The 14,834-nt window shown below is 65.5% G+C and carries 12 protein-coding genes; 2 read left to right on the top strand and 10 right to left on the bottom strand.

The genetic code is table 11. From position 1 onward, the window contains the following. The 4 genes from ACQKQA_RS00135 to gloB all read right to left on the bottom strand — a co-directional run bounded on the left by ACQKQA_RS00135 (position 1) and on the right by gloB (position 6,210). The gene (locus ACQKQA_RS00135) at positions 1–1,842 is read right to left on the bottom strand and encodes an extracellular solute-binding protein (RefSeq protein ID WP_427552307.1); all 1,842 of its coding nucleotides are present in this window, start codon (positions 1,840–1,842) and stop codon (positions 1–3) included. Continuing rightward, entirely contained in the window at positions 1,839–3,668 is a 1,830-nt protein-coding gene (locus tag ACQKQA_RS00130; RefSeq protein ID WP_427552306.1) for an extracellular solute-binding protein, read from the bottom strand. The genes ACQKQA_RS00135 and ACQKQA_RS00130 overlap by 4 nt, the downstream gene beginning before the upstream one ends. Positions 3,669–3,900: 232 nt before the next feature. Then, positions 3,901–5,343, bottom strand: a complete 1,443-nt coding sequence (locus ACQKQA_RS00125) for a transglycosylase SLT domain-containing protein (RefSeq protein WP_427552305.1) — start codon at positions 5,341–5,343, stop codon at positions 3,901–3,903. A 99-nt stretch (positions 5,344–5,442) separates the two neighbouring features. Further along, a complete protein-coding gene (gene gloB, locus ACQKQA_RS00120) occupies positions 5,443–6,210 on the bottom strand; it encodes a hydroxyacylglutathione hydrolase (protein WP_427552304.1) in 768 nt (255 codons plus the stop codon). Between the two features lie 65 nt (positions 6,211–6,275). Here gloB and ACQKQA_RS00115 point away from each other — a divergent pair, with 65 nt between their 5' ends. Further along, the gene (locus ACQKQA_RS00115; RefSeq protein WP_427552303.1) at positions 6,276–7,034 is read left to right on the top strand and encodes a class I SAM-dependent methyltransferase; all 759 of its coding nucleotides are present in this window, start codon (positions 6,276–6,278) and stop codon (positions 7,032–7,034) included. Between the two features lie 93 nt (positions 7,035–7,127). After that, entirely contained in the window at positions 7,128–7,577 is a 450-nt protein-coding gene (gene rnhA, locus ACQKQA_RS00110; protein ID WP_427552302.1) for a ribonuclease HI, read from the top strand. A gap of 27 nt (positions 7,578–7,604) precedes the next feature. Here the strand turns inward: rnhA and ACQKQA_RS00105 are convergent, their stop codons facing one another. The 6 genes from ACQKQA_RS00105 to ACQKQA_RS00080 all read right to left on the bottom strand — a co-directional run bounded on the left by ACQKQA_RS00105 (position 7,605) and on the right by ACQKQA_RS00080 (position 14,371). Beyond that, positions 7,605–8,555: a glycerophosphodiester phosphodiesterase family protein gene (locus ACQKQA_RS00105; RefSeq protein ID WP_427552301.1), complete on the bottom strand. Its 951-nt coding sequence runs from the start codon at positions 8,553–8,555 to the stop codon at positions 7,605–7,607. Between the two features lie 146 nt (positions 8,556–8,701). Beyond that, entirely contained in the window at positions 8,702–9,025 is a 324-nt protein-coding gene (locus tag ACQKQA_RS00100) for a DUF2388 domain-containing protein (protein WP_427552300.1), read from the bottom strand. A gap of 207 nt (positions 9,026–9,232) precedes the next feature. Continuing rightward, a complete protein-coding gene (locus tag ACQKQA_RS00095) occupies positions 9,233–9,454 on the bottom strand; it encodes a formate dehydrogenase subunit delta (protein ID WP_427552299.1) in 222 nt (73 codons plus the stop codon). Then, positions 9,451–12,339, bottom strand: a complete 2,889-nt coding sequence (gene fdhF, locus ACQKQA_RS00090; protein ID WP_427552298.1) for a formate dehydrogenase subunit alpha — start codon at positions 12,337–12,339, stop codon at positions 9,451–9,453. The genes ACQKQA_RS00095 and fdhF overlap by 4 nt, the downstream gene beginning before the upstream one ends. Then, positions 12,336–13,895, bottom strand: a complete 1,560-nt coding sequence (locus ACQKQA_RS00085; RefSeq protein WP_427552297.1) for a formate dehydrogenase beta subunit — start codon at positions 13,893–13,895, stop codon at positions 12,336–12,338. Before ACQKQA_RS00085 ends, fdhF begins: the two co-directional genes overlap by 4 nt. Further along, positions 13,895–14,371 carry a formate dehydrogenase subunit gamma gene (locus ACQKQA_RS00080; protein WP_427552296.1) on the bottom strand — a complete coding sequence of 159 codons (477 nt, stop codon included), beginning with the start codon at positions 14,369–14,371 and terminating at the stop codon, positions 13,895–13,897. Before ACQKQA_RS00080 ends, ACQKQA_RS00085 begins: the two co-directional genes overlap by 1 nt. Positions 14,372–14,834 lie beyond the last annotated feature (463 nt).

Here is a 14,834-nt window from a genome sequence, read left to right as displayed (position 1 = left end):
TTATTGCTCCACGCCGGCGGGGGCGGCCTGCGAGTGGGTGGCCGGGGTGGCGTCGGGCTTGATCCACCAGGTCTGGGTGCCGATGTCGTACTTGGGCGAGACTGTCGGGTGGCCCAGGTGGTCCCAGTAGGCCACGCGCCAGGTCTTGATGTGCCAGTTGGGAATCACGTAGTAGCCCCATTGCAGCACACGGTCCAGGGCGCGGGTGTGGGCCACCAGGCTCTGGCGCGAGTCGGCGTTGATCAGGTCTTCCACCAGGGTGTCGATGGTCGGGTCCTTGAGGCCGATGAAGTTGCGGCTGCCGGGGTTGTCGGCACTGGAGGACTTCCAGTATTCGCGCTGTTCGTTACCCGGCGAGTTGGATTGCGGGAAGCTGCCGACCACCATGTCGAAGTCCCGCGAGCGCAGGCGGTTGATGTACTGGGACACGTCGACCCGGCGGATCACCAGGTCGATCCCCAGATCGGCGAGGTTGCGCTTGAACGGCAGCAGCACGCGCTCGAACTCGGTCTGGGCCAGCAGGAATTCGATCACCACCGGCTTGCCCTGGGCGTCGACCATCTTGTCGTCGACGATGTGCCAGCCGGCTTCCTGCAGCAATTGGTAGGCATGGCGCTGCTGGGCGCGGATCATGCCGCTGCCGTCGCAGACCGAGGGCTGGAAGGTTTCGCTGAACACCTGGTCGGGGATCTTGCCGCGCAGCGGTTCGAGGATTTGCAGCTCGTCTGCGTCAGGCAGGCCGGTGGCGGCCATTTCCGAGTTCTCGAAGTAGCTGCGGGTGCGGGTGTAGGCACCGTTGAACAGTTGCTTGTTGGTCCACTCGAAGTCCAGCAGCAGGCTCAGGGCCTGGCGCACCCGCACGTCCTGGAACAACGGCCGGCGCAGGTTGTAGACGAAACCCTGCATGCCGGTGGGGTTGCCGTTGGCGATCTGCTCCTTGATCAGCCGGCCCTGTTCCACCGCCGGGATGTTGTAGGCGTTGGCCCAGTTCTTCGCGCTGATCTCCAGCCAGTAGTCGAACTGTCCGGCCTTGAGCGCTTCCAGGGCCACGGTGTTGTCGCGGTAGTAGTCGGTGGCCATCACGTCGAAGTTGAACTGGCCGCGGTTGATCGGCAGGTCCTTGGCCCAGTAGTCCTTGACCCGCTCGTAGCGCACCGAGCGTCCGGCCTTCACTTCCACCACCTTGTACGGGCCGCTGCCGAGGGGGATTTCCAGGTTGCCCTTGGAAAAGTCGCGGTGTTCCCACCAGTGCTTGGGCAGTACCGACAGCTGGCCGAGAATCAGCGGCAGCTCGCGATTGTTGGTGTGCTTGAACTTGAAGAGCACCTTGAGCGGATCTTCGGCGATCACGTCCTCGACGTCGGCGTAGTAGCCGCGGTACATCGGCGCACCGGCCTTCATCAGGGTCTGGAAGCTGAACACCACGTCGGAGGCAGTGATCGGCTGGCCGTCGTGGAAGCGCGCCTCGGGGCGCAGGTAGAAGCGCACCCAGCTGTTGTCCGGGGCTTTCTCGATCTGCCCGGCCACCAGGCCGTACTCGGTGAAGGGTTCGTCCAGGCTCTGGCGCATCAGGGTGTCGTAGATCAGGCCGATGTTGTCCGCCGGCACGCCTTTGTTGATGAACGGGTTGAGGCTGTCGAAGCCGCCGAAGCCGGCTTCGCGGAAGGTGCCGCCCTTGGGGGCGTCCGGGTTGACGTAGTCGAAGTGCTTGAAGTTCGCCGGGTACTTCGGCGGTTCGTTGTACAGGGTCAGGGCATGTTGCGGGGCGGCCTGGGCGAGGCCGGCGACTCCCGCCAGCAGCACGGAGCCGACCCGCAGGAGCAGGGCACGCAGGGGCATCATTGGGCTTTCTCCAGGGACTTCAGCCACCAGGCGCTCAGACCCAGCTGATAGGGCGGCGTGGTGACGAAGGCGAACCGGTTGCGGTACGCCAGGCGATGATAGTTGAGGTACCAGTTGGGGACGATGTAGTGCTGCCACAGCAGCACGCGGTCGAGGGCCCGACCGGCGGCCAGTTGTTCGTCGCGGCTCTGCACGGCGAGCAGTTGTTCCAGCAGGTGATCGACGACGGGGTTGGCGATGCCCGCATAGTTCTTGCTGCCCTTGACCCCGACCTGGCTGGAGTGGAAGTACTGCCATTGCTCCAGGCCCGGGCTCAGGGTCTGGTTGAGGGTCATGAGGATCATGTCGAAGTCGAACTGGTCCAGGCGCTGCTTGTACTGCGCCCGGTCGACGGTGCGCAGGCGCGCGTCGATGCCGATGCTGGCCAGGTTCTCGACGTAGGGCTGGAGGATCCGTTCCAGGTTCGGGTTGACCAGCAGCAGCTCGAAGCGCAGCGGTTGCCCGTTGCTGTCGAGCAGGCGCTGGCCGTTGAGCTTCCAGCCGGCTTCGCCCAGCAGGCCCAGGGCCCGGCGCAGGGTCGAGCGCGGGATGCCGCGGCCGTCGGTCTGGGGCAGGCTGAAAGGCTGGGTGAACAGGCTGGCGGGCAACTGCTCGCGGTAGGGCGAGAGCAGCAGCCATTCATGGCCGACCGGCAGGCCGCTGGCGGCGAACTCGCTGTTCGGGTAGTAGCTGGTCGCGCGTTTGTAGGCGTCGCTGAACAGGGTGCGGTTGGTCCACTCGAAGTCGAACATCAGGCCCAGGGCTTCGCGTACCCTGCGGTCGGCGAACAGCGGCCGGCGGGTGTTCATGAACAGGCCCTGGGTCTGGGTCGGGATCTGGTGCGCGATCTGGGCCTTGACGATGTCGCCGCGCCTGACCGCCGGGAAGTTGTAGCCGTTGGCCCAGTTCTTCGCCTGGTGTTCGATATAGATGTCGAACTCGCCGGCCTTGAAGGCTTCGAAGGCCACGTCGCTGTCGCGGTAGAACTCCACCGCGACCTTGTTGAAGTTGTTGAAGCCGCGATTGACCGCCAGGTCCTTGCCCCAGTAGTCCTTGACCCGCTCGAACATCAGCGAGCGCCCCGGTTGCACCTGGGTGATGCGGTAGGGGCCGCTGCCCAGCGGCGGTTCGAAGGTGGTGGCCTTGAAGTCGCGGCCTTTCCAGTAGTGCTGCGGCAGTACCGGCAGCTCGCCCAGGCGCAGGATCAGCAGCGGGTTGCCGGAGCGCTTGAAGACAAAACGGATGCGCAGCGGGCCGAGGATGTCCACTCGCTGCACTTCCTGCAGGTTGGTGCGGTACTGCGGATGGCCTTCCTTGAGCAGCAGCCGGTAGGAAAACGCCACATCGCGGGCGGTGATCGGCTGACCGTCGTGGAAACGCGCCTCGGGGCGCAGGTTGAACACCACCCAGCTGCGGTCTTCGCTGTATTCGACGGAGCGGGCGATCAGGCCGTAGCTGGAGGTCGGCTCGTCGCCGGACGGCGCGTACTGGCCGGTGCCCACCATCAGCGGCTCGTTCAGCTCGTTGACCCCGTACTGCAGGAAGTTGGGCGTGGTCACCGGGCTGGTGCCCTTGAAGGTGTAGGGGTTGAGGGTGTCGAAGGTGCCGAACGCCATGACCCGCAAGGTCCCGCCTTTGGGCGCGGCGGGGTTGACCCAGTCGTAATGGGTGAACTTCGCGGGGTACTTGAGCGTGCCGAACTGCGCGTAACCATGACTTTCGGTGATCGTTGCGCTTGCGGGAAAGCTCAAGGCCAGGCTGATTAGGGACAGGAGGAGGGGACGCATCAAGGCAGAGAACCGATCCAGACGGCTTGGGCTTTTTATGCTCCGTACAGTAACAGCTTGTATCGACAGGAAAAAGGCCGTCCCTCCGGCCGCCGTCCCAGGACCGCGTCGGCCGATACATCCACGATCTGAAGGCAGCGCTCGACCGGAATGGTCGCGGGGATTTTTCGGGGGAAGGGGATCTCAGGCCCTGTCGCAGCCGGCGCAGCGGCTACGCAGCAGGGCCCGAGGATCAATGAGGCAGGTAGACAGTCAGCATCTGGCCCGGCTTGAGGGCCTGGCCGGCGCGGGGGTTCCAGCGCTTGAGGTGCTGCATCTCGACGTTGAAGCGCTTGGCCACCATGTACAGCGAATCGCCTTGCTTGACCTTGTACTGGGTCGATTTCTTGTCGGCGCTGGCGACCATGGTTTTCTTGCCGGAAGCCTTGGCGCTGGTCTTGGCCCTGGTGTCCTGCATGACCAGGGTCTGGCCGACCTTGAGCCGGTTGCCGCTCAGCTTGTTCCAGCGCTGCAGGTCCTTGACGTCGACCTTGTTGGCCTTGGCGATCTGCGCGAGGTTATCGCCACGCTTGACCCGGTAGTTGCGCTTGGCCTGGGCCATTTCGCGGCTGTCGGCGCCGTCGAACACCGGCTTGAGCGAACGCTGGCTGATCAGCTCTTCGGGTTTCATGGTCGACAGGCTGGCGCTGAGCAGTTGCGCCTTGGACGTCGGCACCAGCAGGTGCTGGGGACCGTCGACCGTGGTGCGCTGCTTGAAGGCCGGGTTGAGCTGGAACAGCTCGTCCTCGTCGATATTGGCCACCGCGGCGACCTTGGACAGGTCCATGCGCTGGTTGATCTCGACGACCTGGAAGTAAGGTTCGTTGGCGATCGGGTTCAGGTTCACGCCATAGGCTTCGGGCGCCAGCACCACCTGGGACAGGGCCAGCAGCTTGGGCACGTAGGCCTGGGTTTCCGACGGCAGCGGCAGGTTCCAGTAGTCGGTGGGCAGGCCGAGACGCTCGTTGCGCTCGATGGCCCGGCTGACCGTGCCTTCGCCGGCGTTGTAGGCCGCCAGGGCCAGCAGCCAGTCGCCGTTGAACATGTCGTGCAGGCGGGTCAGGTAATCCATGGCCGCGGTGGTCGAGGCGGTGATATCGCGACGGCCATCGTAGAAGCGGGTCTGGCGCAGGTTGAAGGAACGACCGGTGGAGGGGATGAACTGCCAGAGGCCTACCGCATCGGCCCGGGAATAGGCCATCGGGTTGTAGGCGCTTTCGATCACCGGCAGCAGGGCCAGCTCCAGCGGCATGTTGCGTTCTTCAAGACGCTCGACGATGTAATGAATGTAGAGGCTGCCGCGTTCGCTGGCGTTCTCGAGGAAGGACGGGTTGCTGGCGAACCACAGGCGCTGTTGTTCGATGCGCGGGTTGACGCCGATGCCTTCCTGCAGCTGGAAGCCTTCACGCATGCGCGCCCAGACGTCCTGGGGGGCTTGCGGGCTCGGTTTGTCGCTCAGCCAGATGGGCTTCTGCTTGACGCGAGCGTTGAAATTCTGGGTATGCGAAGCGTCGGTTTGCGGGACGTGGCTCGTGCTTTGACAGCCCGCCAGGGTGGCGGACACAGCCACCGCGATGGCTTGAGCCAACCGCGTCAATGCGTCTGAATTGATGGATTTACGAATAGATGACGACATTGGCTGGAAGTAAGTTCCGGGCAAAAATGTCGGGCGATTCTAGAAAGCGCACCCGGTGCGGTCAACCATTCAGAATTTTCGTACCAACCCGCAACCTGCTTAGAACTTATCTTTCCAAGCCCGCAACGCCGCAAAAACCGCACTCTGAGCCCGGTTATCGAGGCCGCTCCGTTCGTCTGCTTTTTGTTTAACGGATGTTTCACCGGTACGCAGGAACGGGTTGGTGAGTTTTTCCAGGGCCAGGGTGGAAGGCAGGGTCATGCGGCCGTTTTCCCGCAATTCGCTGACTTTGCGCAGGCGCTCGGCGATATCCGGGTTGTCCGGCTCCACGGCCTGGGCAAACCGCAGGTTGCTCAGGGTGTATTCGTGGGTGCAGTACACCAGGGTGCCTTCGGGCAAGGCCGCCAGACGGCTCAGGGAGTGGTGCATCTGCTCCGGCGTGCCTTCGAACAGGCGCCCGCAACCGCCGGCGAACAGGGTATCGCCACAGAACAGCAGGCCATGATGGTAGTAGGCGATGTGGCCCAGGGTATGCCCGGGCACCGCGTAAATCTCGAAGTCCCAGCCGAGAATGCTGGCCCGGTCATTATCGTTCAGGGCCACGTCGCGCCCCGGGATGTTTTCCTTGGCCGGGCCCCAGACCCTGGCGCCGCTGGCTTTTTTCAGCTGTTCGACACCGCCGACATGGTCGTGGTGGTGATGGGTCACCAGGATATCGCTCAGGCTCCAGCCCGGGTGTTTCGCGAGCCAGGCCTGCACCGGCGCCGCGTCACCCGGGTCGACCACCGCGCAACGCTGGTTGCGGTGATCCTGTAACAACCAGATGTAGTTATCGGTGAACGCGGGCAGGGCACTGATCTGTATCATCGTTGGAGTCGCCAAGCGGAAAACAATGGCGCATCTTAGAACTTCTTGGCGGGTTGGAGAATGCAATGACCGATAAAGCGTTCGCTCAGGCCGATCCTGACTGGCTGGCCCTGATCAGCTCGGCCCGCGAGTGGCTGTCCGGGCCACTGGGGCAGTTTCTGCTGGATGAAGAACGGCGCCTGCTCGACGACGAGCTGGGGCGCTTCTTCGGGGGCTACCTGGTGCATTACGGCCCGTCGGCGCAGACCCCGCCGGCGGCGCCCCAGGTGCAGCGCAACGTTCGCCTGGGCGCGCCGTTGCCCGGGGTCGAGATCGTCTGCGAGGAGCAGGCCTGGCCGCTCAGCGAGCATGCTGCCGATGTGGTGGTGCTGCAGCATGGCCTGGATTTCTGCCTGTCGCCCCATGGTCTGCTGCGCGAAGCCGCCAGCGCCGTGCGGCCCGGCGGGCACCTGTTGATCGTCGGCATCAACCCCTGGAGCAGTTGGGGCCTGCGCCACGTGTTCGCCCATGACGCCTTGCGCCAGGCGCGCTGCATTTCCCCTTCGCGGGTCGCCGACTGGCTGAACCTGCTGGGCTTCGCGCTGGAGAAACGCCGCTTCGGGTGCTATCGTCCGCCGCTTGCTTCGCCCGCCTGGCAGGCCCGGCTGGCCGGCTGGGAACGCAAGGCCGGCGACTGGCAATTGTCCGGCGGCGGCTTCTATCTGCTGGTGGCGCGCAAGATCGTGGTCGGCCTGCGCCCGGTGCGCCAGGTCCGCCGCGAACCGATGGGCAAGCTGGTGCCGTTGCCGATGGCCAAGGTCAATCGCCGTCACAGCGAACCCTGATCCTCTTTAATTTCAGCCGGGCCGAGCGGTCCGGCTTTGGCGTTGCCGATCCACGGTCGGCAGGCCACAGGTATTTTCGATTGGAAGTCTGGCATGAGCGATAGCGTAGAAATCTTCACCGACGGCGCCTGCAAGGGCAATCCTGGCCCGGGAGGCTGGGGCGCACTGCTGGTGTTCAAGGGGGTGGAGAAGGAACTCTGGGGCGGCGAAGCCAACACCACCAACAACCGCATGGAGCTGATGGCGGCGATCCGTGGCCTGGAGGAGCTCAAGCGCGAGTGCCAGGTGATCCTGGTCACCGACTCGCAGTATGTGATGAAGGGCATCAACGAGTGGATGGCCAACTGGAAAAAGCGCGGCTGGAAAACCGCGGCCAAGGAGCCGGTGAAGAATGCCGACCTGTGGCAGCAGCTCGATGAGCAGGTAAACCGCCACCAGGTCACCTGGAAATGGGTGCGCGGCCATACCGGCCATCACGGCAACGAGCGGGCCGACCAGTTGGCCAACCGCGGCGTCGACGAGGTCCGGGGCCACAAGGCCTGATGTATTGGCAGATGCCCCACAGGGGCATCAGTCACAGCGCAGCGGCCATTCGAGCCGCTGCTTCACTTGCGCCATGGCGCGGGGCGAATCCACCAGCACCGCATCCATTTTCAGACAGGCGGCCGCCCGGTAATCCTCGGCCGTATTGACCCCGATCGCCAGCAGGGGAACCTTGCCCCGCGCCTGGAAACAGTCGACCGCGGCGGGCGTCCACAGCAGCGCGTCCACCTTCGACCGGGCCTCGCCCAGGGTGAAGGTCTCGACCAACTGGACCGGGCGCCGGTACTCGAAGGCGACCCAGCTCGCCGGTGCCGGCGTTGGGGTGCAGCTATGGGCCAGGGCCACATTGGCCAGCCGGTCCCGGGTGTTGTCCCTGGATTCGAACAGCCGGGCCTGCGGGTAGGCGGCGAACGCTTGCTGATAACTGGCATCGGTGGAGTAGATCAGCACCCGGTTCCAGGCCTGCAGTTGTTCTAGCAGCCGGGCCACGGCCTTGGCCTGGGGTTCGGCCGGCAGGGCCTTCATGTCGAGAATGACCGGCACGCTTTCGGGGATCGCCGCTAGCGCCTGTTGCAGCGACGGGATGTTCACCGCCTGGGCGCGGTAGGGATAGCTCACCTGGCCATCGGCCGCGACCTGCTTGAAGTGCCAGCCGGCATTGAGCTGTTGCAACTGCGCCAGGGTTCTCTCGGCGACCGTGCCGGACTCCGGAGTATTGGCGCTCAGGTCGGCCGGCCGGTACAGCACCGGCACGCCGTCGCGGCTCAGTTGCACTGTGAGCCAGAGCATGTCGGCGCCATTGCCCAGGGCCTTGTCGATGGCCAGCAGGGTGTTTTCCGGAAAGTCCGCGGCACCGCCGCGATGGGCGACGAGCAAAGGCCGCTGGCCAGCCTCGGGAGCGGTGGCCGGCAGGGCAGTGCAGCCACCGATCAAGGTGGCTGCCAGCAGCAGGGGGAGCATCTGTCGAGTTTCGAGCATCGGCGAGCGATTCCGGGTTGGGTACGCGGCGGTGCAGCTCGACTCCGCCTGAAAGGGCCGTACGGTAACGCAACGGCCGCTGTCAGTTAAAGGACGCATGATGCGTCGGACGAATTAGGGGGGGCCGATCAGCCGCTCCGACGGGGTCAAAGGGTGAGGATGGCGCTGGCCAATTGCATGTCGGAGTAGGGCGGGTTGTCGAGTGTCTGGCGAATGTGCCGGAGGGCGGCTTCCAGCTGGGCGCCGCGGATTTCGCCCGCGCTGGCGACAAAGCTGGCGGCATCGCTCTTGGCCGCGAGGACCCGTTTGTCGTCCTTGAACGAACTGCTGGCCTTGGAGCTGCTTTCGGTGCTGCTCAGGGCCATGCTCATGGTGATGTCGGTGCTGATCACCAGGCTGGTGGCCTGGCCGCTACCGGCGAACAGGCAGGCGCAGAGCAGCAAGGCAAGCCGGGCTTTACGGGGTGTCATGGCAGGGGAAAGTCCGCAGGAAATATCGGCGGGCACCCTAACAAGGCCCTGGGCGGCGAACTTTATGAGCTTTGCTAATGATTGTTAAAAACTGCGCAACGAGCCCTTGCTCGTCCAGGCAAAAGTGACAGCTCGACCCGGGGCGGGCCAAAGCCTTTGGAGTGCCCCTTGGCCCGCCTGCTCGGGCCAAGGGTGTTGCATGGGGAACTAAGCCTCCCAGCCCGCGCCACTGACCGCCGCCTGCACCAGCGGGTGCAGTTCCGCCCCCTGATGCGCCGTCTGCCAGGCCAGCAACTCCTTGCGCATGCCGGGCGTCCAGAACATCTGCAGATGGTTGCGCACGCTGAGCACGGCCTGCTGCTGGTCCGGTTCGCCGGCGAAGTACTGGGCGATCTGGTTGGCCATTTTGATCAGGTTTTCAGTGCTCATCGGCGTACCTCCGCCTTGCTTCCGGCAGCGCGTGCCTGGCGGCGCTGCTCGAGCAGGCGCTGCTGTTCCTCGCTGAACGCCTGGTAGCGTTTCTGCCACTCGGAAGGGTGGTAGACGCGGCTGACTTCCACGGCGGTGACCTTGTACTCCGGACAGTTGGTGGCCCAGTCGGAGTTGTCGGTGGTGATCACGTTGGCCCCCGATTCCGGGAAGTGGAAGGTGGTGTACACCACCCCCGGGGCGACCCGCTCGCTGACCCGTGCCCGCAGCACGGTCTGCCCGGCGCGGCTGCCGATGCCGACCCAGTCGCCTTCGTTGATGCCCCGGCTCTCGGCGTCGGTGGGGTGGATTTCCAGGCGGTCTTCGTCATGCCAGGCGACGTTGTCGGTGCGCCGGGTCTGGGCGCCGACGTTGTACTGGCTGAGGATGCGCCCGGTGGTCAGCAGCAGCGGGTAGCGGTTGTTGACCTTCTCCTCGGTGGGCACGTAGCCGGTCAGCATGAAGCGCCCCTTGCCGCGCACGAACTCCTCGATGTGCATGGTCGGCGTACCGTCCGGCGCCGCGGCGTTGCACGGCCATTGCAGGCTGCCGTGGCTGTCCAGGGCGGCGTAGCTGACGTTGCTGAAGGTCGGCGTCAGGCTGGCGATTTCATCCATGATTTCCGACGGGTGCCGGTAGTTCATGGGGTAGCCCAGGGCGTTGGCCAGGGCCACCGTGCCTTCCCAGTCGGCCTTGCCGCCCAGGGGCTCCATGACCTTGCGCACCCGGGAGATACGGCGCTCGGCATTGGTGAACGTGCCGTCCTTTTCCAGGAACGAACTGCCCGGCAGGAACACATGGGCGAACTTGGCGGTTTCGTTAAGGAAGATGTCCTGCACCACCACGCATTCCATGGCCGACAGCGCCGCGGTGACGTGCTGGGTATTAGGGTCGCTCTGGGCGATGTCTTCGCCCTGGCAGTACAGGCCCTTGAAACTGCCGCCCAGGGCCGCCTCGAACATGTTGGGGATGCGCAGGCCCGGGTCGGGTTGCAGGCTGACGTTCCAGGCCTGCTCGAACTGTGCCCGCACGCCCTCGTTGGAGATATGCCGGTAGCCGGGCAGCTCGTGGGGGAAGGAGCCCATGTCGCAGGAACCCTGCACGTTGTTCTGTCCGCGCAACGGGTTCACGCCCACGCCTTCGCGGCCGATGTTGCCGGTGGCCATGGCCAGGTTGGCGATGCCCATGACCGAGGTGCTGCCCTGGCTGTGCTCGGTGACGCCCAGGCCGTAGTAGATCGCCGCGTTGCCGCCGGTGGCATAGAGCCGGGCCGCGGCGCGGATGTCTTCAGCGGGCACACCGCAAATCGGGCCAATCACCTCCGGTGCGTTCTCCGCACGGCTGACAAACTCGCTCCAGCGGGCGAAATCGACGCCTTCGCAACGGGCGTCGATAAAGGCCTGGTTTTGCAAGCCTTCGGTGATGATCGTATGGGCCAGCGCATTGAGCATGGCGACGTTGGTGCCCGGGCGCAGGGCCAGGTGCAGTTCCGCGCGGGCATGCACCGAGTCCACCAAGTCGATGCGCCGTGGGTCGATGACGATCAGCCGTGCGCCCTGGCGCAGGCGGCGCTTGAGCTGGGAGGCGAACACCGGGTGGGCATCGCTGGGGTTGGCGCCCATCACCAGGATCACGTCGGCCTGCATCACCGAGTCAAAGCTCTGGGTGCCGGCCGACTCGCCCAGGGTTTGCTTGAGGCCGTAGCCGGTCGGCGAGTGGCAGACCCGCGCGCAGGTGTCGACGTTGTTGTTGCCGAAGGCGGCGCGCACCAGTTTTTGCACCAGGTAGGTTTCTTCGTTGGTGCAGCGGCTGGAGGTGATGCCGCCAATGGAGTCGCGGCCGTATTTCTGCTGCAACCGACGGAATTCGCTGGCGGCGTAGGTCACCGCCTCATCCCAGCTGACTTCCTGCCACGGGTCGTTGATGTGCTTGCGGATCATCGGCTTGGTGATGCGGTCCGGGTGGGTGGCGTAGCCCCAGGCAAAACGCCCCTTGACGCAGGAATGGCCATGGTTGGCCTGGCCGTTCTTGTCCGGGACCATGCGCACCAGTTGGTCGCCCTTCGTCTCGGCGCGGAACGAACAACCCACGCCGCAATAGGCGCAAGTGGTGATCACGGCGTGTTCCGGCTGGCCCAGCTCGACCACGCTTTTTTCCATCAGGGTCGCGGTGGGGCAGGCTTGCACGCAGGCGCCGCAGGACACGCATTCCGAGTCGAGGAAGTTCTCGCCGCCGGCGGCTGAAACCCGGGAGTCGAAACCACGCCCGCTGATGGTCAGGGCAAAGGTGCCCTGGGTTTCCTCGCAGGCGCGTACGCAGCGGTTGCAGACGATGCACTTGCTCGGGTCGTAGTCGAAGTAGGGGTTGGAGGTGTCCTTCTGGTCGGCCAGGTGGTTGGCGCCTTCATAGCCGTAACGCACTTCCCGCAGGCCGACCTGGCCGGCGACGGTCTGCAGCTCGCAGTTGCCGTTGGCCGAGCAGGTCAGGCAGTCCAGCGGGTGGTCGGAGATGTACAGCTCCATGACGTTGCGCCGCAGGGTGGCGAGCTTCGGCGTCTGGGTGTGGACCACCATGCCCTCGGTCACCGGGGTGGTGCAGGACGCCGGGTAGCCGCGCATGCCGTCGATCTCCACCAGGCACATGCGGCAGGAGCCGAAAGCTTCCAGGCTGTCGGTGGCGCAGAGTTTGGGAATGGTGGTGCCCAGCAGCGCGGCGGCGCGCATCACCGAGGTGCCCTCGGGCACGCTGATGCTGCGGCCGTCGATGTTCAGGGTGACCTGGACCTGGCTGTCGCGGGCCGGGGTGCCCAAGTCGATATCGGTTTTCGGGTCGAAGAGCGTAATCATTGGTCGGCCTCCGAGGGCTGCAGACCGAAGTCGGCGGGGAAGTACTTGAGGGCGCTGGCCACCGGGTAGGAGGTCATGCCGCCCAAGGCGCACAGCGAACCGTACTGCAGGGTGTCGCACAGGTCCTTGAGGATGATCGCCTGTTCATCGCGACCGTTCTGGTCGGGGGCGGCCAGCAGGCGGTCGATCACCTCCACGCCGCGGGTCGAGCCGATGCGGCAGGGGGTGCACTTGCCACAGGATTCCTCGGCGCAGAACTGCAGGGCGAAGCGCGCCATGCGGGCCATGTCCAGGCTGTCGTCCGCCACCACCACGCCGCCGTGACCGAGCATGGCGCCGATGGCGGCGAAGGCTTCGTAATCCAGTGGGGTATCGAATTGCTCCGGCGGCACCCAGGCACCAAGGGGACCGCCCACCTGGGCGGCCTTCAGCGGCCGGCCACTGGCGGTGCCGCCGCCGTAGTCTTCCACCAGTTCCCGCAGGGTCAGGCCAAAGGCCCGCTCCACCAGGCCGCCGTGGCGGATATTGCCCGCCAGCTGGAAGGGCATGGTGCCCAGGGAACGCCCCATGCCGTAGTCGCGATAGAACGCTGCGCCCTTGGCCAGGATCAACGGCACTGAGGCCAGGGTCAGCACGTTGTGCACCAGGGTCGGCTGGCCGAACAGGCCCTGCAAGGCGGGGATCGGGGGCTTGGCCCGGACGATCCCGCGCTTGCCTTCCAGGGAGTCCAGCAGCGCGGTTTCCTCGCCGCAGATGTAGGCGCCGGCACCGACGCGCACTTCCAGGTCGAAGGCCAGGCCGCTGCCGCCGACTTTGGCTCCGAGGTAGCCGGCGGAGCGGGCGATATCCAGCGCCTGGCGCAGTACGGCTACGGCCTGCGGGTATTCCGAGCGCACATAGATGTAGCCGTAGTTGGCGCCGACCGTCAGGCCGGCAATGGCCATGCCTTCGATCAGCAGGAAGGGGTCGCCTTCCATCAGCATGCGGTCGGCGAAGGTGCCGGAGTCGCCTTCGTCGGCGTTGCACACGATGTATTTCTGCGCCGCCTGGGTGCCGCGCACCGTGCGCCACTTGATGCCGGCCGGGAAGGCCGCGCCGCCACGGCCGCGCAGGCCGGAATCGAACACCGCAGTGGCGGTCTGCTCACCGCCCAGGGCGATGGCCTGGGCCAGGCCCTCGAAACCACCGTGGGCGCGGTAGTCCTCCAGGGACAGCGGCCGGGTGATGCCGGCGCGGGCAAACAGCAGGCGTTGTTGGCTCTTCAGATAAGGCAACTGCTCCACCGGGCCCAGGGCCAGGGGATGGGTGGACGGATCGCCTTGCAGGGCATCGAGCAGCGAGGGCACGTCGGCCACGGTCAGCGGGCCGAAGCCAAGCCGGCCTTGGGGGCTGTCGATTTCCAGCAGCGGCTCCAGCCAGTACAGGCCGCGCGAGCTGGTGCGATGCAGCTCCAGGGGCAGATTGCGTTCCCGGGCCTGGGCGATCAGGGTCGCGGTGATCTGATTGGCATCCACGGCGCAGGCCAGAGAATCACCGGGCAGATAGAGGGTCGGCATCACGCGTCCTCCTGGCAGGCGTCGAGCAGGGCGTCCAGGCGCTGGGCGTCGAGCCGGGCATGCAACTGGCCATCCAGCTCCAGGGCCGGCGAGCAGGCGCAGGCGCCGAGGCAATACACCGGGCGCAGGCTGATAGTGCCATCGGCGCTGCTGCCGTGGTCGTCCAGTTGCAGGCGCTCGCGCAACTGCGCGGCGAGCTGCTCGGCGCCGCGGCTCTGGCAGGACTCGGCCCGGCACAGGCGCAGGATATGCCGGGCCGGAGGGGCGGTGCGGAAGTCGTGGTAGAAGCTGATCACCCCGCGAACCTCGGCCTGGCTCTGGTTGAGGGCGTGGGCAATCTCGGGGATGGCGGCATCGGGGATGTAACCGATGCCCTCCTGGATTTCATGGAGGATCGGCAACAGTGCGCCGGGAGAGCCTTTGTGGCGTTCCAGCAGGCTGTTGACCAGAGGCAGGTGCAACATCTCATCAGACATACGGCATTCCTCACGGTCACGGGCAACCAGGCGGTTGTCCGAAAATGTTCGGCTGCGGCATTCGCACCACGTCACGGCAGCGTGGTTTCTCAGGCCGTTGGCCAGGCACCCTGAGCGGGCATCTTGTCGGGCCCGGTGCGGTCTTTGCCGCACCTCTTCGGGGCATAAAAAGCAGCTTGCCACGCTGCCCTGGATTCTCCTGCACCAGAGCGACGTGTGCGGTTCTCTCTGCGACCAGCGGTCGAGTCTAGACGGTCGCGGTCGAACCGGGGCCGCACCGATGAATCTGCCCCGGTGGGCGCTTCCATAGCTTTTATATAGCGGGTGGAGGGCGCCATTAAAGAGGCAGATGCGGTGGCGAAATCAGGTACAGCGGTGGCGCGCTCAGATAATCGAACCCCCGGGCAAGGCGAGTAAGGTGGCCACCCGACTCATCTACAGCGCGTTGCGATGGCTGATCAGC

This window comes from Pseudomonas sp. NPDC089530 (assembly GCF_050280705.1).
Taxonomy (GTDB): Bacteria; Pseudomonadota; Gammaproteobacteria; order Pseudomonadales; family Pseudomonadaceae; genus Aquipseudomonas.
Note: the sequence above shows the minus strand (reverse complement) of the source record. Positions and strands in the feature narration are given on the sequence as shown.

Excerpts from the sequence above, each read along its gene's own strand:
- ACQKQA_RS00100 (WP_427552300.1), bottom strand. The coding sequence starts at position 9,025 with ATGACACCCCGTAAAGCCCGGCTTGCCTTGCTGCTCTGCGCCTGCCTG.
- ACQKQA_RS00105 (WP_427552301.1), bottom strand. The coding sequence starts at position 8,555 with ATGCTCGAAACTCGACAGATGCTCCCCCTGCTGCTGGCAGCCACCTTG.
- ACQKQA_RS00130 (WP_427552306.1), bottom strand. The coding sequence starts at position 3,668 with ATGCGTCCCCTCCTCCTGTCCCTAATCAGCCTGGCCTTGAGCTTTCCC.
- gloB (WP_427552304.1), bottom strand. The coding sequence starts at position 6,210 with ATGATACAGATCAGTGCCCTGCCCGCGTTCACCGATAACTACATCTGG.
- ACQKQA_RS00085 (WP_427552297.1), bottom strand. The coding sequence starts at position 13,895 with ATGCCGACCCTCTATCTGCCCGGTGATTCTCTGGCCTGCGCCGTGGAT.
- fdhF (WP_427552298.1), bottom strand. The coding sequence starts at position 12,339 with ATGATTACGCTCTTCGACCCGAAAACCGATATCGACTTGGGCACCCCG.
- ACQKQA_RS00115 (WP_427552303.1), top strand. The coding sequence starts at position 6,276 with ATGACCGATAAAGCGTTCGCTCAGGCCGATCCTGACTGGCTGGCCCTG.
- ACQKQA_RS00135 (WP_427552307.1), bottom strand. The coding sequence starts at position 1,842 with ATGATGCCCCTGCGTGCCCTGCTCCTGCGGGTCGGCTCCGTGCTGCTG.
- ACQKQA_RS00080 (WP_427552296.1), bottom strand. The coding sequence starts at position 14,371 with ATGTCTGATGAGATGTTGCACCTGCCTCTGGTCAACAGCCTGCTGGAA.
- ACQKQA_RS00095 (WP_427552299.1), bottom strand. The coding sequence starts at position 9,454 with ATGAGCACTGAAAACCTGATCAAAATGGCCAACCAGATCGCCCAGTAC.
- ACQKQA_RS00125 (WP_427552305.1), bottom strand. The coding sequence starts at position 5,343 with ATGTCGTCATCTATTCGTAAATCCATCAATTCAGACGCATTGACGCGG.
- rnhA (WP_427552302.1), top strand. The coding sequence starts at position 7,128 with ATGAGCGATAGCGTAGAAATCTTCACCGACGGCGCCTGCAAGGGCAAT.